The organism is Lentisphaera marina (genome assembly GCF_028745505.1).
Taxonomy (GTDB): domain Bacteria; phylum Verrucomicrobiota; class Lentisphaeria; order Lentisphaerales; family Lentisphaeraceae; genus Lentisphaera; species Lentisphaera marina.
The window spans coordinates 82,745-105,198 of the sequence record NZ_JAQZZL010000003.1 but is presented as its reverse complement, the minus strand read 5'-3'; the positions used below and the strand labels follow the sequence as shown (position 1 = coordinate 105,198).

Annotated in this window: 21 protein-coding genes; 14 read left to right on the top strand and 7 right to left on the bottom strand. The window is 40.9% G+C overall.

Annotated elements, in window-relative coordinates; translation table 11 throughout:
- Nucleotides 1–2: 2 nt before the first annotated feature.
- A complete protein-coding gene (locus PQO01_RS21270) occupies nt 3–1,064 on the bottom strand; it encodes a rod shape-determining protein (protein ID WP_274316242.1) in 1,062 nt (353 codons plus the stop codon).
- A 496-nt stretch (nt 1,065–1,560) separates the two neighbouring features.
- Here PQO01_RS21270 and PQO01_RS21265 point away from each other — a divergent pair, with 496 nt between their 5' ends.
- The 4 genes from PQO01_RS21265 to PQO01_RS21250 are packed head-to-tail and all read left to right on the top strand — an operon-like array spanning nt 1,561 to nt 6,708.
- On the top strand, nt 1,561–3,570 hold the full coding sequence (locus tag PQO01_RS21265) for an RNB domain-containing ribonuclease (protein ID WP_274316241.1): 2,010 nt from the start codon (nt 1,561–1,563) through the stop codon (nt 3,568–3,570).
- Nucleotides 3,571–3,573: 3 nt separating this feature from the next.
- Entirely contained in the window at nt 3,574–4,395 is an 822-nt protein-coding gene (locus PQO01_RS21260) for an inositol monophosphatase family protein (RefSeq protein WP_274316240.1), read from the top strand.
- A 35-nt stretch (nt 4,396–4,430) separates the two neighbouring features.
- Nucleotides 4,431–5,639: an FtsW/RodA/SpoVE family cell cycle protein gene (locus PQO01_RS21255; protein WP_337994469.1), complete on the top strand. Its 1,209-nt coding sequence runs from the start codon at nt 4,431–4,433 to the stop codon at nt 5,637–5,639.
- Nucleotides 5,632–6,708 carry a UDP-N-acetylglucosamine--N-acetylmuramyl-(pentapeptide) pyrophosphoryl-undecaprenol N-acetylglucosamine transferase gene (locus PQO01_RS21250; protein WP_274316239.1) on the top strand — a complete coding sequence of 359 codons (1,077 nt, stop codon included), beginning with the start codon at nt 5,632–5,634 and terminating at the stop codon, nt 6,706–6,708. The genes PQO01_RS21255 and PQO01_RS21250 overlap by 8 nt, the downstream gene beginning before the upstream one ends.
- Here the strand turns inward: PQO01_RS21250 and PQO01_RS21245 are convergent.
- From PQO01_RS21245 to PQO01_RS21220, 6 genes are all read right to left on the bottom strand, one after another.
- Nucleotides 6,705–7,409, bottom strand: a complete 705-nt coding sequence (locus tag PQO01_RS21245; RefSeq protein ID WP_274316238.1) for a PD-(D/E)XK nuclease family protein — start codon at nt 7,407–7,409, stop codon at nt 6,705–6,707. The two genes, PQO01_RS21250 and PQO01_RS21245, sit on opposite strands and share 4 nt — an antisense overlap.
- A complete protein-coding gene (locus tag PQO01_RS21240; protein ID WP_274316237.1) occupies nt 7,406–8,401 on the bottom strand; it encodes an NAD-dependent epimerase/dehydratase family protein in 996 nt (331 codons plus the stop codon). The genes PQO01_RS21245 and PQO01_RS21240 overlap by 4 nt, the downstream gene beginning before the upstream one ends.
- 29 nt (nt 8,402–8,430) lie before the next feature.
- Nucleotides 8,431–10,098, bottom strand: coding sequence for a 2-isopropylmalate synthase (locus PQO01_RS21235; RefSeq protein WP_274316236.1), 1,668 nt, complete (start codon nt 10,096–10,098; stop codon nt 8,431–8,433).
- A gap of 9 nt (nt 10,099–10,107) precedes the next feature.
- Nucleotides 10,108–10,896, bottom strand: a complete 789-nt coding sequence (locus tag PQO01_RS21230; protein WP_274316235.1) for a 3'-5' exonuclease — start codon at nt 10,894–10,896, stop codon at nt 10,108–10,110.
- A gap of 27 nt (nt 10,897–10,923) precedes the next feature.
- A complete protein-coding gene (locus PQO01_RS21225; RefSeq protein ID WP_274316234.1) occupies nt 10,924–11,610 on the bottom strand; it encodes a hypothetical protein in 687 nt (228 codons plus the stop codon).
- A gap of 79 nt (nt 11,611–11,689) precedes the next feature.
- Nucleotides 11,690–12,238, bottom strand: a complete 549-nt coding sequence (locus PQO01_RS21220; protein ID WP_274316233.1) for an LOG family protein — start codon at nt 12,236–12,238, stop codon at nt 11,690–11,692.
- Nucleotides 12,239–12,366: 128 nt separating this feature from the next.
- Between PQO01_RS21220 and PQO01_RS21215 the strand changes: the two genes are divergently transcribed.
- The 10 genes from PQO01_RS21215 (at nt 12,367) to PQO01_RS21170 (ending at nt 22,436) form a co-directional block, all read left to right on the top strand.
- On the top strand, nt 12,367–13,584 hold the full coding sequence (locus PQO01_RS21215; RefSeq protein ID WP_274316232.1) for a serine/threonine protein kinase: 1,218 nt from the start codon (nt 12,367–12,369) through the stop codon (nt 13,582–13,584).
- 13 nt (nt 13,585–13,597) lie between these two features.
- Nucleotides 13,598–14,164, top strand: a complete 567-nt coding sequence (locus PQO01_RS21210; protein WP_274316231.1) for a sigma-70 family RNA polymerase sigma factor — start codon at nt 13,598–13,600, stop codon at nt 14,162–14,164.
- Nucleotides 14,161–14,424, top strand: a complete 264-nt coding sequence (locus tag PQO01_RS21205; protein WP_274316230.1) for a hypothetical protein — start codon at nt 14,161–14,163, stop codon at nt 14,422–14,424. Before PQO01_RS21210 ends, PQO01_RS21205 begins: the two co-directional genes overlap by 4 nt.
- A 172-nt stretch (nt 14,425–14,596) precedes the next feature.
- The gene (locus PQO01_RS21200; protein WP_274316229.1) at nt 14,597–15,394 is read left to right on the top strand and encodes an enoyl-ACP reductase FabI; all 798 of its coding nucleotides are present in this window, start codon (nt 14,597–14,599) and stop codon (nt 15,392–15,394) included.
- A gap of 2 nt (nt 15,395–15,396) precedes the next feature.
- Nucleotides 15,397–16,398 (top strand): aspartate-semialdehyde dehydrogenase, encoded by a 1,002-nt coding sequence (locus tag PQO01_RS21195; protein WP_274316228.1) that lies wholly within the window; start codon nt 15,397–15,399, stop codon nt 16,396–16,398.
- Between the two features lies 1 nt (nt 16,399).
- Complete coding sequence (tyrS, locus tag PQO01_RS21190; RefSeq protein WP_274316227.1) at nt 16,400–17,674, top strand: tyrosine--tRNA ligase; 1,275 nt, start codon at nt 16,400–16,402, stop codon at nt 17,672–17,674.
- A gap of 134 nt (nt 17,675–17,808) precedes the next feature.
- On the top strand, nt 17,809–18,411 hold the full coding sequence (coaE, locus tag PQO01_RS21185; protein WP_274316226.1) for a dephospho-CoA kinase: 603 nt from the start codon (nt 17,809–17,811) through the stop codon (nt 18,409–18,411).
- A 562-nt stretch (nt 18,412–18,973) separates the two neighbouring features.
- Complete coding sequence (gene rho, locus PQO01_RS21180; protein WP_274316294.1) at nt 18,974–20,266, top strand: transcription termination factor Rho; 1,293 nt, start codon at nt 18,974–18,976, stop codon at nt 20,264–20,266.
- A gap of 64 nt (nt 20,267–20,330) precedes the next feature.
- The gene (locus PQO01_RS21175; protein ID WP_274316225.1) at nt 20,331–21,311 is read left to right on the top strand and encodes a hypothetical protein; all 981 of its coding nucleotides are present in this window, start codon (nt 20,331–20,333) and stop codon (nt 21,309–21,311) included.
- Nucleotides 21,312–21,410: 99 nt separating this feature from the next.
- The gene (locus tag PQO01_RS21170) at nt 21,411–22,436 is read left to right on the top strand and encodes a hypothetical protein (protein ID WP_274316224.1); all 1,026 of its coding nucleotides are present in this window, start codon (nt 21,411–21,413) and stop codon (nt 22,434–22,436) included.
- Nucleotides 22,437–22,454 lie beyond the last annotated feature (18 nt).

Genomic DNA, 22,454 nt, shown 5'->3' with positions numbered 1-22,454 from the left:
GGTTAACGGTACTTTTTATTTCGCTTTGCCGCTTCTTGGGAGTTTCTAAAAAGAGTGTCCATGTTTTGAAGTGCGGAACCAGTTCCGTTGGCGACAGCACAGAGCGGATCGTCGGCTACCGTTACAGGTAGTCCAGTTTCTTGACGAAGTAACTTATCGAGGCCGCGTAGTAAAGCACCACCGCCAGCTAAGTAAATACCATGGTCAATGAGGTCGGCGGATAGTTCTGGCGGGCATCTATCAAGCGTTTGACGCACTGATTCAGCAATTTGTGTTACAGGAGGCATGAGGGCTTCGCGGATTTCCGTACTAGTGATGGTAATAGCTTTCGGCAAGCCTGCAAGCTGATCGTTACCACGAACTTCCATGGTGAGCTCACCTTCTTCAAGTGGGAAGGCTGAACCAAGAGTGATCTTGATTTCCTCAGACATTCTAGGACCGATTTTCAAATTGTAGTTGTTTTTGATATGGTTCGTTATGGCCATATCCATGGCATCGCCACCAACTTTTACACTTTTACTTTCAACGATACCTGCAAGGGAGATCATTGCGACTTCAGTTGTGCCACCACCAATGTCGACAACCATGTTGCCTGTGGGGTCTGCAACCGGAAGACCTACGCCAATGGCAGCAGCCATGGGTTCGAAAATTGTTTCAACTTCACCGGCACCAGCTTTTTTGGCGCTTTCTTTAACCGCACGCATTTCGACTTCGTTAATCCCAGAAGGAACAGCAATGAGCACACGTGGCATCGTTAAATTACGAGCGCGTGAGTGAACTTTGTTGATGAAGTAGCGGAGCATGATTTCTGTAATATCAAAATCTGCAATGACGCCATCTTTCATGGGGCGTATAGCTCTGATGGACCCGGGTGTTCTACCGAGCATTTTTTTCGCTTCAATACCTACTGCGAGTGCTTTGCCTGTATCTTCGTGTACAGCTACTACGCTGGGTTCATTAAGGACAATGCCTTGATCGCGAACGAAAACAAGGCTGTTTGCTGTGCCAAGATCGATACCGATATCTTTGACAAAGACTGATCTGATTTTATTAGCTAGACTCATAGGAAATTGATTTTAAAATTTTAAACAAGTCCTAAGATAGTTCATTAATGGCTTTTGCAAAAAAGCCCGTTAATAAAAATGCTTAAAAAGCACGGGTAATTTGTCTATTGTAAAGATTAGTCACTCTCGATCTTCGATCTAGGAGGAAAAAAAAACTGCCGCCCGAGTATTGGGAGTGTGTCAATAGGAGGGAGTGAGGAGTGGACGGCAGTTTAAATTGTGTTTTCCTTAAATCTTTTAAGTCGCCGCCCCGGGAGTGTCAATAGGAGGGAGTGAGGAGTGTTTGGGACGGCGACTTAAAAGATCGTTTGAAATACTCGTTCGTTTTCCTAAGTTTATATTATTCATAAATGTACGCATTTCAAATCTTTTTAGAATAAAATATTAAGAAAAGGTTAATTTACACATAAACTAACTTCCTTCTGCTTGATGCTTTGAGTTTGAAAAGTATGCCCGCGGGGGCATTTTACGCAAAATTTTATACTAAAGGATACGAATGACTGAAGAATTTCATGGGCTAAGTGCTTATAGCGATGGGAGTCAATTAAGACTGGCCTACGTCTTGGGGATAGAGAAAAAGAAAGCAAAAGCTTTGATTGCGAGTGGGAGAACGATTCCTTTGCCGCTTAAAAATGTTTTATTTAGTTTTGAGAAAAAGATTAGTGAAGATGATTTTCGATTAAAGTACAGCGACTATGAGCTTAAAATCAAAGAGGTCGCTGAAGATGTTGATTTAGCTATGTTGTGGGAAATGTTGGATGGAGAAGAAAATAAAACTTTTAGTTTAGATGAACTTTGTGATTTTTATTTTTCTGAGATTAGCGATTATTTAAAGGCGGGACTTTTTGATGTCCTTTGTCAAGATATTGTCTACTTTAAGCGTCATTTAAGTGAATTTACGATTCGCGATCAAGAGCAGGTTCAGGCCATTTTAAAAAGTCGTGAGAAGAAACGTCTTCAACAGGAATATGAGGCCGAGCTTGAACCTTGGATTCAGAGTATTTTAGATGCGGAGCCTGAAGCTCAGCTAGAAGTACCTGAAAAGTTTAAAACCTTTGTCGGTCAATTATGCAATCTAATATGGTCGAAACATAGTTCAGATGCATCTCGTTTTTTAGATAAAGTGATAGGCAAAGCACCTTTAAGAGAAAAGGCTGTAGAGCTTCTACAAAAAACTGGAAACATCAATTCTGATTGTGATCAGCATTTAATTTTAGCAGGAATACGCCCCGACTTTTCTCACAAACTCGTGGACTTAGCAAAAGATCTAGAGTTTAAAAATGCTGAAAGAAAAGCCTTAGGCGAAGACTTTTATTGTTTCAGTATTGATGATGAATCGACCTCAGATGTCGATGATGTCTTGAGCGTGGAGTACCTAAATGACGATTTGTTTAAGATAGGTATTCATATAGCAGATGTGAGTTCTTATGTCAATATAGGCGATGCCTTAGATGATGAGGCTGAAGGACGCGCAACGAGTATTTATTTACCGACGGGCACAGTTAATATGTTCCCAGCTGAATTAGCGACTCACAAAGCCTCGCTTTTACCAGGGGAGGCAAAGCCTGCTTTATCGTATTACGCTAATATTTCTGCAGAAGGCGAAGTTCAAGATTTCTCTATCGAGCGCAGTTTAATAAATGTAAGTGAAAAATTGAGCTATACTTTTTGCGATAAAATTTTAGATAAAGAAAATGAAGAATGTCATGAGAGTTTGCCCTTAGCACTGGAAACTCTACAAGAATTAGCACATAAACTGATGCTTAAGCGTCAAGAAAATGGTGCCATAACTTTTAATCGTCCAGAAAATAAAATCACCGTAGAAGGCGATTTAGTTCAAGTTACTGAAGTTAGAGCGAGTTCACAGAGTCGTGCTTTAGTTGGAGAGTTTATGATTTTAGCCAACAGCTTAGGTGCTAGGTATTGTCGTGATCATGAGGTTCCTATTTTATACCGAGTTCAGGAAAAGTCAGATCAACAAGTTACCATGCCAGAAACATATGATCCGGTTTCTTTTGATGCTGCCATCAAATGTATGAAAAAATCGCGAATGACTCCTTATGCTTCGGAGCATGCAGGACTAGGTTTGGATTGTTACACGCAGTTTACTTCTCCTATTCGTCGTTATAGTGACTTGGTCATGCAAAGACAGTTAATCGATGCTATCGAAGGTAATGACTTAAGTTACACAGAAGACGAATTGGTAGCGATAAAATCTAAATCAGAAAGTCGCCTTGGTGAAGTAAGGGATGTGCAACGGCAATCGGAAAATTATTGGTTGTATAAGTATCTCGAGCAAACACAGCTAGAGGCTATCTACGAAGCCACAGTTGTCGCCCATCTTAATGGCGGAATATTAATTGAATTAGATGGTTTAGGGCTTCGACTTAAATTAAATCATGGTAAAAAGCTTGAGATTGGTACACGCCTTGAAGTGCAAATTCAGCAAGTTGACTCTAAACTAAATAATGCGAAATTAAGTTTAGAATCAATCTTGGGTGAATAGGCTATGCTATTAGAGGTCGATAGGTACAAATTTATAGAGGAAGTAGAGCGCTTACTTCAGGGTGTGGGTGACTTTCAATTAGATCATTTCAGAGACCTAGAAGTTCAAGAAGAAGAAAAAGAACCACGTGAATTAGTCTCCTTTGTCGATCGTCAAAGTGAAAATATGCTTTTCGAAGGGCTCACAGCAGTTTATCCAGAGGCTGAATTTTGGGGAGAAGAAAATGGTAAGCGGGGCGAGGCAGACTGGATGTGGTTAGTTGATCCACTGGATGGCACAACTAATTACCTTAATCACCTTGATCAATTTTCCATTTCAGTTGCACTTTTATACAAGGGTAAGCCTCAGTTTGGTGCAGTTTATAAGCCCATGAGCAGCGAGTTTTTTCATGCTTTTAAAGCTCTAGGTTTTTATCATAATCATAAACAGCTTCACCCACAAAAAACTCAGAGATCATTTCGTAAAGCAATGTTAGGAACGGGCTTTCCATATCGTTCACCAGACCTGAAAGATCCTTTTTTCTCTTTAATTGAAGACCTTATGCCACGTTGTCGTGGGATCAGACGTTTTGGTTCTGCTGCTTTAGATTTGAGCTATGTAGCGGCGGGGTGGTTACAAGGTTTCTGGGAAAGTGATCTTCAGCCTTATGATGTTGGTGCGGGCATACTATTTTTGGAAGAAATGGGTATGGTTATAAGCAATCATAAAGGTGAAGAGTACGACATGAACAGAGATCGACTCTTAGTGACGGCTAAACCTGAAGTTCATGTAGAATTATTAGATCGCGTTGCTCATCACTATGGATCAGAGGATCTTACATTTTAGTTTATGTTCAATGATTTTTATTTTGTGGTGAATTAATGGAGAAGGCTCCTTATCGTCCTCAGTTTAGGGTGATTATGCTAGTGAGTGTTTTTCTCCTAGTATGTTTCAGCTTGCCTATGCTTTATTCAACTAGTGCTCCAGTGCACGGGAATAAGTATTTTTTTAATCAATCATTATTTGTTTGTGTCGGTGCGACGCTAGCATTTTTTGTGCAGTTTATTGATTATAATTGGCTTTGTCGAAACGCGAGGTGGTTCTTAGTTATCTGTTGTGTAGCTTTGCTCTACCTAGTTTTAGCGAATATTCTGAGTAAAGCAGGCTATGCGGATATAGCTAAAAAGTTCCCCTTGATAAAAGCCATTAAGGGTTCCTATCGCTGGTTTAGAATTGGGGGATTTGGTATTCAGCCAGCAGAATTCACCAAGATTGCTTTAGTCTTAGTTTTGTCTGAGTATTACCATCATAATATTAAGCGCGTCCATGAATTTAAATGGGGCTTTATGTTCCCAGGTTTGATAGGTGCTTGCGTGATGATGCTTATTATGTTGGGTGGTAGTCTTTCGATGACAGTACTAACGGGCACGGTGCTTTTAACCGTGATGTTTGTGGCTGGAGCTCGTTTGAGATGGTTAGTTTCATGTATGTTCTTAGGTGTAGCGGGTGTGTTTGCAGTGGCAAAAATTTCTCCTGTTCGAGCCGCGAGATTTGAGTCATTTTTAACTCCAGAACAATTATCTGCCGACAAAGGTTATCAGCTATGGCATTCATTACTTTCTTTAGGCTCTGGTGGCTGGACTGGTCAAGGCTTTTCTGAAAGTCGTATGAAAAATGAGTATTTACCAGAGGCTCATACGGACTTTATTCTCGCGATTGTTGGAGAAGAACTGGGCTTTATATGTATTTTGATGGTGTGTTTTTGCTATTTAGTATTTTTAGTTTCTTCACTGCGAGTAGCAGGACAAGCTCGAAATGTACGGGGAGTCATTTTGGGTGCAACTTTAGGCTGTACTGTTGTTCAGCATGCCTTTGTTAATATGGGTGTGATATGTGGCTTACTGCCGACGACGGGGATTACGGCACCCTTTATTAGTTATGGTGGTTCCAGTATGGTTTCTGCCTTTATTTCTGTTGGACTTTTGTTGAGTGTGGATCGTGTGACATCGACGGGTGAATACGTTCCTGAAAAGCCATCTAATTCACATGTGAAGGGTCCCCTAATGTTACCTGGAGAGAATATTGAGTAAGTTAATTGTTTCTTGTGGTGGCACTGGTGGTCATTATTACCCAGGCCTATCGATTGCGAGGGAAGCTCAGGCTAGAGGCTTAGAGGTTAGTCTTTTCTTGACGGGTAAGCGTGCGCCTGCACAGGCTGAAATAGCTAAGAAACATAACTTGCAGTCCAAGCTTGCTAGAGCATTGAGCCTGCCGAGTCCTCGTAAGCCTTGGAGAATACCAGTGTTTGCCTACCGTTTTTGGTGTGATTATTTAAAAGCCAAGAAGTTTCTTCGTGAGGAAAAACCCGATGCGGTTTTATTCATGGGAAGTTTTGCAGGTGTGCCATTGGGTATTGCTTGCGCTCATTTGAAAGTGCCGATTTATATTCACGAAGGCAATGTTTGGGCGGGTAAAGCGAATCGTTTCTTATCGAAATATGCTACTAAGTTTCTCGCTAGTTTTCCACTGAAAAACGATTCGGCAATTCAATGTCCCATCGCAGTTGTGGGTATGCCTATTCGTCCAGAATTACTTGAGAAAGATTTAAAGAAACCGGATATCATTTCAAATTTAAATGACAAGGACCCCTTAATTCTTTGCTTTGGTGGAAGCCAAGGAGCTGAGGCTATTAATAAAATTTTCCCTTATGCTTACGAAGTTCTAAGAGCTAGAAAGTATCCTGTTCAGTTAGTACAATTGACAGGTGCGGATGATAATGATGAATTATTAGAATCCTACGGTGATTCGCCTGTCGTAGTAACTAAACAAAGTGATGAGATGGGAGCGCTTATTGATCGTGCCGCGGTAGTTGTATGCCGTGCAGGAGCTTCTAGTATTGCTGAGTTAATCCATTTCAAAACCAAAACGGTGTTGATTCCTTATCCAATTGCGGCTGAAGATCATCAAGAAATTAATGCAGATTATGCATGTCAATCAAAGGGCTTTTATAAATTACATCAGTCAGAGATTGATCAGTTTAGTGTTGCCAATGCTGTTGAGTGGCAGTTGCGACAGAAGGGCGAATCACTCGATTTTAGTATGATCTCATACCCCAATGCAGCTGAAAGAGTCTTACAGGAAATTTTTACTTCGACTTAAATAACTCGAAGCATCTCTTGTATAGTGCTTTCTAAATAGTCGCAATCAATCACAGTCGATTTAGCTTCATCGAGATGAAGGATGATTTGTCGATGGATTTTGCACTTATAATTTTTTTCGAGAAGGTAACGATAGAGCGATAGTTGCGCACTATAATGATTGAAGTTACAATCGTCTAAATTTGAACTGGCGGGATGAACACCTTTCTCACCTTTGTAGGAACGCTTGTTAATTCGTTTATTAGTCTTCCAATCAAAGAGTAGTAAAGAGCCAGACTTTTTATGTTGCGCGATTAGGTCAATCGTTCCTGCGAGTTTAAGTTCCTTACAGTAAATAATGACTTCTGGATGTAGGGCGAATTTTTCTAGATCAATATTGTTTTTGAGCCAGTTCTTCCCAGCAATACTTTTGGCTTCCTTGGGCTCAGTTCCCGACAAGATGAATTCTTCGAGCTCTTCATGGACTTGAGTTCCATGGTCGGCCGCAGCGGTCCATTCTTCTTTGAGTTCTTCAGTTGACATTCCGAAGTACTTTGGGACGCTACTCACTAATTTTTGAGCTACAGCATCGGCGTCAAAAGGTGAGAAAAATTGTTTGATGAAAGTTGTGCAAGAAGTGAATTCAGCGCTCGGGTCAGATTTAAGCTTGTATTCATGCTCTTCTTTTAAGAGATAGATATCATCACAGGTGAAGGTGCTCATATTTTTCCGGAGTCTTTCAGCCAGGCTAAAGTGCGTTTTAGGCCTTCTGCATTATCTATTTCAGGTGCATACGAAAAATCATTTTTGGCTGCACTATTGTCGAAGTAGTGTGCTTTGGCTAGCTGAGCAGCTACAAAGCGTGTCATGGGCGGTTCGCCTTTAAGTTTAAAGCTCCGATAAATCCATTCTAGAACTGCACCGATTTTGGCGGCTTTTTCATAGGAAATTTTCCCTTTAGGGAGCGGGCAATTCGATAGGCTTAAAATTTCATTTATCCAATCCCAGAGGCTCACGGGTGTAGGATCGGAAATAAAATAAGCCTTGCCTGCTGGTTTTGAGTTCTTATCGAGTGCGTCAGCAGCTTGTAGGTGGGCTTTTGCGGCATTTTCTACATAAGTTAAATCGACTAAGTTATTCCCTTCGCCAACTTGTTTGAGTTTTTTGCTTTTGGCCTTTTCGATAAGGCGAGGGATGAGGTGCTGATCTTCGGGACCCCAGATTAGATGAGGTCGCAGAGAACAAGTTTTGAGTTTTTCATTATTAGCTTCTAGAACTAATTTTTCCCCTTCAGCCTTGGTCTTAGGGTAAGTCGTTAAGTACTCTTCGGGGTAGGCTAAAGATTCGTTGCCGTTTTCAATGGCATCAATACCAAAGACGACAGATGGAGAAGAAGTGTAGATTAGATTCTTTACTTCGGCTCCCAAACAAGCATTGATGACAGACTGAGTGCCTTGGGTATTAACTTTGTAGAATAAGTCTTCGTCACCCCATACACCCGCAATTGCCGCAGTGTGGAAAACATTGTGGCAGCCTTCCATAGCTCGAGTGAGTTTCATGGTTTCGTTGATGTCACCTTGAACCCAAGTGCATTTTTTGAGGTCGCTCGGGGGCTCGGAGCGATTGAATAAAACGACTTCTTCTCCTTTCTCAAGGAGTTGTCGTGCAATGTAGCGACCGAGAAAACCGCTTCCGCCAGTAATAAGATTTTTCATAATAAACCCCGCCCGAAGGCGGAAGACAATTACTGAGCTAGCAAATTGTTAGTGGCGTTGACGATAGCACGTGCGGCAGCGTGATTGATATTGGAGTGATAACCAAAACCAATGTGAATGCTGTCATCTACCACGTTTTTCAAAGAGATGGATGCAAGTGCTTCTGCCTGGGCAGATTCGCCGACGGAGTCTTCGCCAAAGTGTTCAAGAGCGAAGTCGGGAATGTTGAGCTTTTTGAGAGCAGCAACAAATGCCGAGATTGGTCCATTGCCAGTCGCTTCGTGAGTGAAAGTTTCACCATTGAAAACGACTTCAATTTTAGCATTGACAATTTCAGACTGAGTCTCGTCAGGGTAAGGCCAGTAATTATTCAAGATCAATTTGGGGTTCTGAGGCTTGAGGTAAGCATCTTCAAAAACGCTCCAAACTTCCTGTGTCGAAACTTCACGGCTTACTTTTTCCGCATAGGCTTGAACTCGTTTAGCAAAATCAACTTGCACAAAACGTGGCAATTTGATGTTGTGCTCTTTTTCAATGATATGAGCAATCCCACCTTTACCAGATTGACTATTGATGCGGATTAGATTTTCAAATTCACGGCCGACATCAGCGGGGTCAATATGCAAATAAGGGATTTTCCAACGGCCAAAGACTTCCATAAGTTCGTCTTTGCGAAGAGTTGACTTGTGAATGGCATCTTGGTGCGAGCCCGAGAAGGCAGAGAAAACTAATGAACCCACATAAGGGTGGCGCTCGTGAGGAGGCATATTCGTGAGCTCGGAAATAGTTTTGGTGATGTTAACTAAGTCAGAGAAGTCGAGACCTGTATCAACGCCGAGGTACTGCAAATTCAAAACAAGCGTAATCAAATCAACATTGCCGGAGCGTTCACCTTGGCCGAAGAGGGTTCCTTCAACACGATGAGCGCCAGCTTGAAGTGCCAATTGCGTTGATGCTACAGCACAGCCCATGTCATTGTGGGCATGGAGAGAGATGATGGCTTGCTCAGATTTAAGTTTGCGTTGAAAGAGTTCAATCATGTCGGCATAATGAGTGGGCGGGCGACGTTCAACTGTTGCAGGTAGATTCAAGATAACTTTTTCATCTGCTGCTGGCTGCCATTGTTCGATCACGTGATCGCAAACCTCGAGGGCAAAATCCAAATTGGTGTCGGTAAATTCTTCAGGAGAGAATTCCAAGTAGAATCGACTGTCACTTAGTTTGCTGGCTTCTTCTTTGATAGCTTTTACGGTTGCAGTACACATGTTCATGACGTCTTCGTGAGTTTTCCCCAAGACGTGCTCACGGTGAAGGTCACTAGTAGCGACATAAAAGTGAACAGTGGCTTTCGGGACGTCGCGCAAGGCATGCATAGTTTTTACGACGAGGTCAGGGCGTGCAGGCACGAGAACAGAAATCATGACATCATCAGGGATCAATTTATTATCAATCAAATGACGGCAGAAATCATAATCATCTTTTGAGGCTGAGGGGAAACCAATTTCAATTTCCTTAAAACCAATTTTCACGAGTATATCGAAATAGATTTGCTTTTGTTCAAGCGTCAAGGGGTCGGGTAGGGCTTGGTTACCATCGCGCAAGTCAACGGCGCACCACTTGGGAGTTTGAGTTATTTGCTTGTCTGGCCAGGTTCTATTTTCGATGCCAATTTCAGGTATAGGTGAATATTTTTTCATAATCGTATGTTACTTAACTTCAAGTTGTGTTTTTGAGGGGTAAATGCCATTTTTTATGGCGTCTTGAATGATGCGCTTTGTGTCTTCGGGGAATTCTCCACGAAGAATCCAGTCTAGGTAGCCACGATCAGTTTTAACTAGATCTTTTAGGAGCTTACCTTGGTTTTTTCCAAAGCCAATTGCTGCATCTTCACCCTTCCAGTGGAGGCGACCATTCATGTCAACCCAACGTTCATCTTTGCAGTATTCTGCGAGTTGAGTGATATCATTTTCGATATCGTCATACATGTCGAGTTGGCCTTCTAGGACGTCAATAGTAGCAATCACATCATTTTCAGCTGCGTGTGCGCCTTCCAGGTCCTTTTTGCAATAGAAACGCAAAGCGGCTTCCAGGGTGCGGGGCTCCTTTTTATGAAAGATTCTTTGTACATCCACGAGTTGGTGGGCCGATGCGTCGAAACTAATTCCCGCACGTTTAAATTCTTCAGTCAAAACACGTAAGTCAAAACGCATTATGTTATAGCCAGAAATGTCGCAGTTCTCAAAGAAATTGAAAATGCCTTTGGCCATTTGCTTGAAAGTGGGTTCGTCTTTTACATCTTCGTCAGTAATACCAGTGATTTCAGAGGCTTCTGTAGAGATAGCTTTTTCAGGATTGACACGACGAGTTTTGACATCGCGCTTGCCGTCAGGATGAAGCTTGATGCAGCAGATCTCGATGATTCGGTCTTCAGTAGGGTTGAGCCCTGTGGTCTCCAAATCAAAAAATACGATGGGTCGCTGTAAGTTGAGTTTCATGTACGTTCCTAAGTCTGAGCCTTTGAATTAAGGTGTTTTACTTTCTGTTTCTGTAGAAATTATATGCTTGTTGATATGTTTTTCGGATGAGACAATAATTTCTTTAAATGATTTTTCCATCAAATCGACGAAGGAGGCTCCTTTTTTTGCATCGCCTACATTTTCTTGCGTGATTTCTGGGATAATGATTTCGGTGCTTTTATCACCTTGAACCAAATGAAGTTTTACATTGCGCAGAGTCATCTTTTCGAGAGCGAAGTACTTGTGTTCATCTTCGAGGCCGCGGCTGGTTATGTCCTCAATTATACCTCTTTCTCGAGCAGCAAATTCAGCGATATTAGTCATGATGATTTGAAAGTTTTTGCCTTCTGTTTCATCCCAATACAATTCGATGTTATCACTCTCAAAGTTCTCGATCACCACGATGTCCTTAGTGACTGAGGAGGCTTTGATTTGCATCTTTGCAGAGCCCATCTTTAAGGATAGCGGTGTGTTAGACCCCTTCGGGCTAGCAATCAGTAGTTTTCCTAATGTGGCTTTACCAGTTAAAAGGCTGAGGCTGGATTTTGATAGTTCTGCATCCGTCCCCGTAATATTATGAGTTACTTGATTGATTGTTTTCTTGATGATAAAACCCATGGAAGATAAGGCAATTAACAGCGACAGTAATGTGGCTATGAAAATTATAATTATGAACGAGTACTTTTTCTTCATGGTGTTGTCCTAAAATTCTGAGTCAAAAAATGCTCCACAAAGTAAGCGGAGTTCATTAACATTCAATGCAATTTAAAGCTTATTTTTGTTTGACTATGGCATTGAAAATTTCTTCAGGTTTTTCGTGGACTTCCCACATTTCATAGGAATCGTCTGCCATGAAGTTTTCTCTCACTGCGGAATCGAGCATTTTAAGTAGGGGCTTGTAGTAAGCATTCGTGTTTAAAATCATTAGTTTTCCCTGAAATAGTTTGAGTTGTTTCCAGGTTAGTGCCTCCATGAATTCTTCTAGCGTGCCGCACCCCCCTGCTAGAGCAATGGCAATATCGCAGTTGGCGAGCAGCAGCTCTTTGCGTTCGTGCATACTTTGTACCACATGCATACTTGGTACCTGGGGGTGTTGCCATTCACGTTCTATCATAAAATGGGGGATGAATCCTTTGATATCTCCGCCGTGATGTATCATGCTATCTGCAAGAGCTCCCATTAAGCCACTCGCACCGCCTCCGTAAGACACAGTACAGGAAATAGTCGATAATAATTCCCCTAATTTTTTTGCGGCGGAAAAATAGTCAGGATGGATGTTAGGGCTTGATGCGCAATAAATTGTGATTTGGAGTTTTTTCATATCTATAGTTTTTTTATGGTTTGAGTATTAAAATAGTTTGAACTTAAAAGAAAATTAAGATTTCAGTTCTTGCATGTCATCTACGACTTATGTATAATCCAAACAATATTATACATGTAGGTATGTGGATGGCACAAGAAGAAACGGTAAAAAATCAAAGCATGGCGACGCAATTGCCTGAGGAATTGCTTGCTAAGCTTAGGGAAGTAAATAATTCTGGTCACGAATCGGGTTATCATATAGCATCGGCTTTTTCAGATCGTTATGAGTTGGGTATGGTCTTGGGTGAGGGTGGTGCAGGTAGAGTGATTGCTGCATATGATAAAAATGTGCGTCGACGTGTTGCTATTAAATTTATTCGCTCGGATAAAGCGAGTGAAATAGCGCTAAGATACTTTTTGAAAGAAGCAAAGATTACAGGCCAATTACAGCATCCGCATATTATTCCTCTGTACGAATTAGGTATGACCGAAAATCAAGAGATTTATTATGTCATGAAGCTCGTTCAAGGGACGACGCTTGATGAGATTTTGGAGGGGATTCGTATTGGTGATCGCGATATGATTGAGCGTTTTCCACTGCCTACTTTGATGAAGATTTATCGTCGAGTTTGTGAAGCAGTTTCCTATGCTCATGCAAAAGGGGTGGTTCACTTGGATCTTAAGCCCGACAATATCTTGGTGGGGTATTTGGGTGATGTTCAGGTTACTGATTGGGGCTTAGCGCGTTTGCGTCGTGGTATGGAAGATATGTCTGAGTTGGAGTTGGTAGATATAGATGAAGATGTGAATTTTATAATTGACTCTGAAAAAGAAAAAGTGATTGGTACGCCAGCCTTTATGTCGCCGGAGCAAGCTATTGGTAACTCGGATTTAGTGGGGACGAGGAGCGATGTGTATGCTCTTGGCGGGATCTTATATAAAATTTTAACTCTGCGAGCTCCCGCTAATGGTAAGACAACTACAGCAGTGTTGCGTCGTAAATTAAATGAAAAGATCAAGCACCCTTTACTCTACAGCGAAGAAGCAGTTGGGGATAATCCCGATAATGTCCGTTTGATTCACCTGCCGAATGGTAAAGTTCCTCGTTCGCTTGCAGCTATTTGTATGAAAGCCTTAGATGAAAAACTAATTGAACGTTATCAGAAAGTTGGTGATTTGATGAGGGATGTAGAGGTGTACATGGCAGGCTATATTCCCGATGCGGATAAAAGTGCTGGGATGAATCGTCATTTTTCTCAGTTTGTATACAGAAATCAAAAAAGTATTGTTTTAGTGCTGATTTCTGTCTTTGCAGTTTTGACAAGCATTATTCTGCTCTTACTCTTGATGCAGTATACTAAATAATCGAGATTTATCTGTGGAACAAGAACGTAACCCCGAGTTTTGGGTAGAAGAATATTCAGATTACTTGTTTGGCTTTGCTTATTCACGTCTCAATGATAGTCACAAAGCTGAAGATGTGGTCCAAGAGACCTTTTTGGCAGCAGTTAAGTCCCTAGATAAGTTTGATGGTCGCGTTCCCGTGAAGTTTTGGTTGCGTGGAATTATGAAAAATAAAATTGTTGATAGCATCAAGCGCGATTTGAGAGAATTGAATGAAAGTGAGCTCAATTCTTTCCCAGAAGTTAATACAAAGCTCTTTAAAACTACCGGGATTTTTTCCCGTAAAGTTGAGGAATGGGAGTTTGATCCTTTTCAATCATTTGAGAAAGAGGAGTTTTGGCAGATCTTTAAATCATGTTTAGAGAAAATGAAAGACCCCTTGAGAAGTATTTATATGATGAAAGAGATTGATGGCATTGATGCAAAGCAAATATGCAAAGAGTTTAACATAAGCCACGCAAATTTATGGGTTATTACCCATAGAGTAAGAAAATCAATGAAGCTTTGCCTCAACAAAAATTGGGGCGACACCTACAAATGATGATTACATGCAAACAGATAGCCAAAAAAATGGCAGACCAAAAGCTTCATGAAGTGCCGACTTTCCAGCGCTGGTGGATGAAACTCCACATTAAAATGTGTGTAGTTTGTGGTTCATACCAGCAAGATGCTGAAAAATTTCAACAAGCTGAGAGTAAATTCGCTGAGCTTGAAGAAGAATATGGTAGCAAGTTGGATGCTGATTTTAAACAAAAGCTGAAAGATAAGCTTCGCGAAACCTGTAAAGAAGATAATATATAGCTTCTGAAATCCCCCTGATCAATTCTATTTTTAATGTGATTTAGCTTGTTCATTTTAAGCTTTCACTCGATCCACTATCGAAAAAGATTTTTTTAATCTTTTTTTTCTCATGAATTATGCTACTATCTGCGAGTTTATTATATAAAATCCCAACAACTTACGGAGTTTAGCCATGTTAATGAAAGGCAAAAAAGGTGTAATCCTCGGTGTAGCAAATCACAGATCAATCGCATGGGGTATTTTTGAGTCCCTCAGAAATCAAGGTGCAGATGTTACTTTGACCTACATGAATGATCGTATGAAAGATGGAGTTGAAAAACTCTTTAAGAAATTCGACATCAATGATGTTGACCTACTCGAATGTGATGTGACCAATCAAGAAACAATCGATAGCACTTTCAAAGCACTTGGCGAGAAAGGCGATATTGATTTCGTTGTACACTGCTTAGCTTTTGCTGATAAATCGGAGCTCGAAGGTGAATTCCTCAATACAAGTCGCGAAGGTTATGCAATGGCTGGCGAAGTAAGTTCTTTCTCTCTAGTTGCTATTGCGAAAGCCGCAAAAGATCACCTAAGTGAGAATGCGAGTATTGTAAGTTTAACTTACCTCGGTTCTGAAAGAATTTGTACAAACTACAACGTCATGGGCGTGGCAAAAGCTGGTCTTGAATGTAGTACTCGTTACCTCGCTAATGACCTCGGTCCTAAAGGTGTTCGCGTGAATTCAATTTCTGCTGGCCCTGTTAATACTCTTGCGGCTCGTGGTATTTCTGGTTTCACAAAAATGCTTACGATTCAGGAGAAAATTTCTCCACTACGTCGCGTTAACACAATTGAAGAAATTGGTGATGCGGCCATGTTCCTTTGCTCAGACTTAAGTCGTGGTATCACGTCAGAAGTTATTCATGTTGATTGCGGATTCAGCAACGTTGGTGTTGGTCCCATGGAAGCTTACAATTTGGAAAAATAAGAATGAAAAAACCTAATGTTGCAATTATGGGTGCCACTGGTGCAGTGGGTGCCGAACTTTTAGAATTACTTGACGAGCGTAATTTTCCGCTCAACTCCCTTAAGTTATTAGCTTCTGCGCGTTCAGCAGGTAAGAAAATTACTTTCCGTGGTGAAGAACTCACCGTAGAAGAATTGACTCACGACTGTTTTGAAGGCGTTGATATTGTTCTCGCTTCAGCAGGCGGATCACTTTCGAAAGAATATGCTCCTTCAGCAGTGAAAGCTGGTGCAGTAGTTGTTGATAACACCTCACATTTTAGAATGGATCCAGAAGTTCCACTCGTTGTGCCAGAGATTAATCCAGAAGATATTAAGTGGAATAAGGGCGTTATTGCTAATCCTAACTGCTCAACAATCCTCATGGTTTTAGCGCTGTGGCCACTTCACAAGAAGTTTGATGTAAAGAGAACTGTATGTTCTACTTACCAAGCAGCCTCAGGCGCGGGCGCCTTAGCTATGCAAGAGCTCGAGCAAGAAACTGCCGCTAAATTAAAGGGTGAAGACTTCACTAATACAGTTATCAATCAGCCTTACGCGTTTAATCTATTCCCTCACAACTCGCCAATGAAAGAAAATGGTTATGTTGAAGAAGAATTAAAAATGATGAACGAAACGAGCAAGATTTTCCACGAAGATTCAAAAGTGACGGCTACTTGTGTTCGCGTACCAATTATGCGTGCTCACTCAGAGAGTTTGAATATTGAATTCAATAATCCTTATACTATTGAAGAAGCGTACGAAGTCTTAAAGTCAGCTCCTGGTGTAGAGATTTTTGAGAATCGTGAAGAAAATATTTGGGCAACACCTTTAGATGTTTCTGGTAAAGATCCTGTCTATGTTGGTCGCCTTCGTCGCGATGTGACTTTAGATAACGGACTCGAGCTCTGGTTAGTTGGTGATCAAGTGCGCAAAGGTGCAGCCTTAAACGCAGTTCAAATTGCTGAGCTTCTCTTAGAGGACTAGAATGGCTGATAATATTTACGATGAGCTTAAATGGCGTGGACTTATTTTTCAGGAATCAGGTCAGGATGAGCTCCGTACGTATCTAAGTGATGAAAAGATTAGCGTCTACTGTGGCTTCGATCCCACAGCAGATAGCTTACATATTGGTCATTTAGTGCCTTTAATTACTTTACGTCGATTCCAAGAATTTGGTCACAAAGTATTGCCTTTGGCAGGTGGAGCGACTGGAATGATTGGCGACCCGAGTGGAAAGAGTCAAGAACGTAATCTTTTGAGCTCAGATGATATTGCTCATAATGTTGAGAGTATTAAATCTCAACTTAAGCAAATTATCGATTTCAGTAGCGATTCAGCAACTTTAGTTAATAATTTCGACTGGATTTCTAAGATCAATATTATTGAATACCTAAGAGATATTGGTAAGAACTTTTCTGTTAACGTGATGATGAATCGCGATTCAGTTTCTTCTCGCCTCGAAGGTAAAGAGGCAGGTCTTTCTTACACGGAATTCAGTTACATGGTCCTGCAAGGTTACGACTTCCTTCACCTCAACCGTGAGCATGATTGTACTCTGCAGATTGGTGGAAGTGATCAGTGGGGCAATATGACTTCTGGTATGGACTTGATCCGCCGTAGTAATGGCAAGCGTTCATTCTGTATGACTGTGCCTTTGATTATGAAATCTGATGGTACTAAGTTTGGTAAGACTGCGGGTGGTTCTGTTTGGTTAGATCCTAAGCAAACTTGTCCCTATGATTTTTATCAGTATTGGTTCAATGTCGCAGATGCCGACGTTATTCGTTTTATCAAGTTTTTCACTTTCTTGCCACAAGATGTGGTAGAAGCTCTGGAGAATTCTGTTGAGCAAGAGCCTCATTTGCGTGAAGCGCAAAAGAAACTCGCATGGGAAATGACTACGATGATTCATGGTGAACAAGAAGCGGAGAAAGCTATTTTTGCTGCTGCCGCTCTTTTTGGTCGTGAAGAAATTAGAGAAGTTGATACGGTGACGATGGAAGCTTTGCACAATGCAACAGAAGCACCTAGCTTTTCATCTTTAGATGAAGTTGAAGGAATCTTATCATTATTAACCGCAAGTTCTTTGTGTAAATCATCTGGCGAAGCTCGTAAGATGGTGCAGGGGAATGGAATTAGCCTTAATAATGAAAAGGTAAAAGACTTTAGGTACAAACCTGTACAAGAAGATCTTATTCATCAGTCTTACTTAGTTTTGAGAAAAGGTAAAAAGGATTTTTCAGTAATAAAGTTTACTTAGCCTAGATAAAATCTTTCTCTAAAGCTTGCAAAACAAAAGCCGTGTAATATTATTCTTTAATGTTATACGGCTTTTGTCGTTATACCTAGTTGAAACAACAACTATTTGTTCTCCCCCAACATGAGAGATTTATTGTGATAAAAATCGGTCTTACCGGTGGCATCGGCTCCGGGAAAAGTACTGCATTAAGCTTTTTTCAAGAGTGTGGCTTCAATGTACAAGATTGTGACGATATCGTAGCTCAAATTTATCAATCATGTGAAAATTTTAGAACTAATTTACTAGATCGTTTCAGCGAAGTGATTTTAACTAAAGGAAAAATAGATAAAAAAAAGATTGCCAAAATTGTTTTCAACGATGCAGATCAACTAAAATGGCTAAATGAACAACTTCACCAACGTGTACGAGATGAGGTTAAGAGTAATTACCAAGATAAAAAAATTAACATAGTAGCAGTACCCTTGCTTCATGAAGCAGGTTGGGATAAGAGTTTTGACGCAGCAGTCTGTGTCTGGTGTCCTGATGAGATGAGAATAGAACGCTTAAAAGAACGAGGTTTTACACCTCAAGAGAGTCAATCCAGGATTCAAGCTCAGATGTCCCAAGATGAAAAATTAGAAAGATCCGACTATGGGATCATTAATGATTTTGATATAGAAAATTTAAGAGCTCAATGTCTTGAGCTAAGTAAGAACTTTAAAAATTATACAAAGAAACAAGGATGTTTAAATGTCTGAAGAAAATGCTGAACAACCCACGGCTCCAAAGAGAAGAGGGCGTCCACCTAAAGCAAAAGAAGAGGCCGTAGCCAAAACTGAAGCAGCAGCTGCACCCAAGAAAAGAGGCCGTCCAGCGGCTAAGCCCAAAGAAGAGGCAGTAGCGAAAGCTGATGCGCCAGCAAAAAAATCAGCTCCCAAAGCTAAAGAATCAGCACCAGCTCCCAAGACTAAAGAAGCAGCACCTGCAGCAAAAACTGAGGCAACCAAACCTTCTTCCAATGCACCAGCAGCAGAGAAGCCTGCAAATGCAGAGAAAAGTGATAAAGCAGTAGAAGCAAAAGATAATAATAGCGGAGCTTCAAAAGAAAATTCTGACGCAAAACAGGCGGGTTCTTCAGAGCAAAATACTCAGAACAACAATAATCAGAACCGTCACAACAACAATCAGAATCGTCACAACAATAACCAGAATCGCAACAACAATAATAACCAGAATCGCAATAATAAGAACTGGAAGAATAACAAAAACCGCAATCGTAACAACAATAGAAAACGCAGTCCTTATCACGAGCAAGATATGATGATTGAGGAAGAAGAAGCGGCTTTCGAGGGTGGTACTCCAGGTGCAAATCTTTCAGAGATTCAACAAAAATCTATGCCAGAACTCAATGAGTTAGCCAATTCATTAGAAATTGAGGGTGTGGGTTCAATTGGTAAGCAGCAACTGGTTTATCAGATTCTTCAAGCACAAGCCTCAGACCAAGGGATTCTTTATGGTGGCGGTGTTTTAGAAGTCTGTAAAGAGGGCTACGGTTTCTTGCGTTCCTCAGAGTACAGCTACATGCCGAGTCCAGAAGATATTTACTTGAGTCCAAAGCAAGTTAAACGTTTCTCTCTTCGTACAGGTGATTCAGTTATGGGTGCCGTTCGTGCGGCTCAAGATCAAGAGCGTTTCTTTGCAATGATTAAAGTTGATGCCATCAACGGTGAAGATCCCAAAGAGAAAAAGAACAAGATTCCTTTCGAATCTTTGACTCCAGATTTCCCTGAATACCGTATGCATATGGAGACAACTCCTACAAACCTAAGTATGCGTATCCTAGACTTAGTTTTACCAGTGGGTGCCGGTCAGCGTGGTTTAATTGTAGCACCACCTCGTACGGGTAAAACTGTCTTGATGCAAAGTATTGCTAATTCAATTGCCACTAATAATCCTGACTTTCACCTAATTGTACTTCTCATTGATGAACGTCCAGAGGAAGTGACGGATATGAAGCGCAATGTTAAAGGCGAAGTAATTAGTTCTACTTTTGATGAGCCTCCATCACGTCACGTTCAGGTCGCAGAGATGGTGATAGAAAAAGCTAAGCGTATGGTCGAGCACGGTAAAAATGTAGTTGTCCTACTCGATAGTATTACTCGTTTGGCACGTGCTTATAACACAGTTCAGCCTCACTCAGGTAAGATCTTGTCGGGTGGTGTTGACGCCAATGCACTTCACAAGCCTAAACGTTTCTTTGGTGCGGCTCGCCGTGTACAAGAAGGCGGTAGCCTTACAATTCTAGCAACGGCATTAGTGGACACTGGTTCAAAAATGGACGAAGTTATTTTTGAAGAGTTCAAAGGTACTGGTAACATGGAGATTTGCCTCGATAGAAGTATGATCGACAAGCGTATATTCCCAGCTATCAATATTGAGAAATCTGGTGCTCGTAAAGAAGAACTACTTCTCGATCCCAAAGAAAAAGAACTCATGTGGAAACTGAGGCGCGCGGTTATCGCAATGCCACCAGCTGAAGGTATGAAAATCATTCTAAATGGCGCTAAGAAGACCAAGTCTAATGTGGAATTCTTGATGACAATGAATATCTAAGTGATTTGCTCGCTCGAATGAGCGAGCTTTTTTTAAATTTTTTATTAAACTAAGGAGAGAAAAAATGAAGAAATTTACAGTGCTATGTGCATTGCTTATGGTGACGAGCTTAAACGCTTCTCAAGAAATGCTTAAATTAATGCCTGCGGCTAATAAATTAGTAATGCTTTTTGATATTAGCAAAAGTTTGCAGATCCCTTTAATTGCAGAAGGGCTCGAAGCAGCTAATCAAGATCCAAAAATTCAGCAATTCATTAAGGCGACTGGCTTTAGTATTAAAGATTGCAACAAATTGGCAATGAGCATGAACTTAAATGTAGCGACTGGTCAGCCAGACGAAGATTCAGCGATCATGTTGGTTGAATTAGCTAAGTCGGCCAACTTGGACAATATCATTGCAGCAGGAATGCAAAACAATGAAGGTATGACCTTTAAAAAACAAGACCTTGATGGTAAAACTTTTTACCTTCTTCAAAATAAAGAAAACCTTCAGCCAGGTATGAATGAACTTGGAATGACTCTTCTTCAAGACAAGCTTTTAGCAGTAGGCTCACCAGCTGCAGTCAAAGCACAATTGTCTTCTAAAAGTGGTTCAAACTTAACTAGCAATGCGAACTTAATGAAGTTATTAGAAGGTGATGCAGGTATTTTTAAACTTGCAGTTGATACTTCTGATCAAAAAGCTCCTGCTCCTGGTGCACAACCAAACCCCATGGCAAGTGTAAAGGGGATTGCCCTCAGTGGCGATATGAAGCAGGGTGACCTATTTGTAAACCTCAATGCAGAATGTTTTCAAGCTGATCAAGCTGCCGGTCTAATGTTTATGTACAATATGATGGTCGCACCAAATTTAAGTCAGCCGGGTTCGCCGATCAAAGCAAACGAAATGAAGCTCGTGGTTGATAAGAGTATGGTTAAAGTCCAACTTCATTTAACCAAGGCTCGCTTGGAAGAAATTCGCAAGCAAGTTGAGGCAATGAATCAAGCACAAAGTTTAGGTGGAGTACCTAATCAACCAGCACTTGAGCAAAATCCTATCAAATAAGCCTAAAAAAATAGAGGCTTAGATTAATGGCAAGATGACCTATTTCATCTTGCCATTATTGTATATGTCATATGTGATTTTAATTTAGGACCTGAACCTATGAGGCTACTTGCACTCGCTCTGATACTTTTTGCTTTAAATGTTAAGGCAGAGAACCCCAAACTATTTCTTAAAAATATCCCCATTAAAAATAACTTAATCATTGGTGTGGACCTAGAAGCTATTATGGCTTTGCAGAGTAAATTTGAAATTGATGAGGCTGATGATCAGATTGATTCTTTCAAAAGTTTTGTGGGTGTCGAGCCCAGTGAACTCAGTGCACTTCTTATCGCTGGTAGCGGCGATTTCGCCAATCCTAAAAATGAATCGGGCTTTGTAATCTTAAAAGGTAATTCAACTTTACATGCTGAAAAAGTTTTACATTCCACGCTCAAAAATAAAACTGATCTAAAAGCCAGAGAAACCAAGTTCAATAATCACCCAGTTTACCTCATCGAAGCACCTCAAGTTGTAGCTGATGGAGCGCCACAGGCGGTGCCGATGAAAGATATGTACTTAAGTAGCTTGAGTGACGACACACTCATAGTTGGTGGTGCGAGAGCGCTCAAAGAAGTTCTTAGTACAGTTAAATTCGATAAAATGCTTAGCGTCACCTCTTCATCGAAAATGATGAAAATCATGGATGACAAGCCCGCTCTATTATTTATCGCTTTCAGTTTTGATAATTTTCTCAGTACCACTGCTGGCCAAGCTTTAGCTTTAAGCCCCGTAGCTCAAGGTATTGATCTTGAATCACTCACCGGTTTGATGTTCAATGCCGATTATAATAAGGAAGCCGGACTTAAGTTGAGCTTGGACGTAAACTTCTTCTCCATTGATGCGCGAAAAGCATTCGAGTCAAAAATGAAACAATTGCGCAATCAGCAAAAAGAAATGATTCAACACGGAACGCTCGAGATAAGTGGTGGCTCTAATAAATTGACTGTGACTTATGCATTGAAAGATGATGAATTAACTAAAATGATCAGTTCTATTCGCAATCAAATTGCGGGTGTGGTCCCCGATGCTGATTCGGAAGAGATCTTAGAAGAAGATGATTTGGATATACCTGAAGAAATAGAATAAATGAACTGGGGATAGGGT

What these genes read in the sequence shown, in the direction of transcription:
- PQO01_RS21270 (WP_274316242.1), bottom strand. Translation starts at nt 1,064, where the DNA reads ATGAGTCTAGCTAATAAAATCAGATCAGTCTTTGTCAAAGATATCGGT.
- PQO01_RS21265 (WP_274316241.1), top strand. Translation starts at nt 1,561, where the DNA reads ATGACTGAAGAATTTCATGGGCTAAGTGCTTATAGCGATGGGAGTCAA.
- PQO01_RS21260 (WP_274316240.1), top strand. Translation starts at nt 3,574, where the DNA reads ATGCTATTAGAGGTCGATAGGTACAAATTTATAGAGGAAGTAGAGCGC.
- PQO01_RS21255 (WP_337994469.1), top strand. Translation starts at nt 4,431, where the DNA reads ATGGAGAAGGCTCCTTATCGTCCTCAGTTTAGGGTGATTATGCTAGTG.
- PQO01_RS21245 (WP_274316238.1), bottom strand. Translation starts at nt 7,409, where the DNA reads ATGAGCACCTTCACCTGTGATGATATCTATCTCTTAAAAGAAGAGCAT.
- PQO01_RS21240 (WP_274316237.1), bottom strand. Translation starts at nt 8,401, where the DNA reads ATGAAAAATCTTATTACTGGCGGAAGCGGTTTTCTCGGTCGCTACATT.
- PQO01_RS21235 (WP_274316236.1), bottom strand. Translation starts at nt 10,098, where the DNA reads ATGAAAAAATATTCACCTATACCTGAAATTGGCATCGAAAATAGAACC.
- PQO01_RS21230 (WP_274316235.1), bottom strand. Translation starts at nt 10,896, where the DNA reads ATGAAACTCAACTTACAGCGACCCATCGTATTTTTTGATTTGGAGACC.
- PQO01_RS21225 (WP_274316234.1), bottom strand. Translation starts at nt 11,610, where the DNA reads ATGAAGAAAAAGTACTCGTTCATAATTATAATTTTCATAGCCACATTA.
- PQO01_RS21220 (WP_274316233.1), bottom strand. Translation starts at nt 12,238, where the DNA reads ATGAAAAAACTCCAAATCACAATTTATTGCGCATCAAGCCCTAACATC.
- PQO01_RS21215 (WP_274316232.1), top strand. Translation starts at nt 12,367, where the DNA reads ATGGCACAAGAAGAAACGGTAAAAAATCAAAGCATGGCGACGCAATTG.
- PQO01_RS21205 (WP_274316230.1), top strand. Translation starts at nt 14,161, where the DNA reads ATGATGATTACATGCAAACAGATAGCCAAAAAAATGGCAGACCAAAAG.
- PQO01_RS21200 (WP_274316229.1), top strand. Translation starts at nt 14,597, where the DNA reads ATGTTAATGAAAGGCAAAAAAGGTGTAATCCTCGGTGTAGCAAATCAC.
- PQO01_RS21195 (WP_274316228.1), top strand. Translation starts at nt 15,397, where the DNA reads ATGAAAAAACCTAATGTTGCAATTATGGGTGCCACTGGTGCAGTGGGT.
- tyrS (WP_274316227.1), top strand. Translation starts at nt 16,400, where the DNA reads ATGGCTGATAATATTTACGATGAGCTTAAATGGCGTGGACTTATTTTT.
- rho (WP_274316294.1), top strand. Translation starts at nt 18,974, where the DNA reads ATGATTGAGGAAGAAGAAGCGGCTTTCGAGGGTGGTACTCCAGGTGCA.
- PQO01_RS21175 (WP_274316225.1), top strand. Translation starts at nt 20,331, where the DNA reads ATGAAGAAATTTACAGTGCTATGTGCATTGCTTATGGTGACGAGCTTA.
- PQO01_RS21170 (WP_274316224.1), top strand. Translation starts at nt 21,411, where the DNA reads ATGAGGCTACTTGCACTCGCTCTGATACTTTTTGCTTTAAATGTTAAG.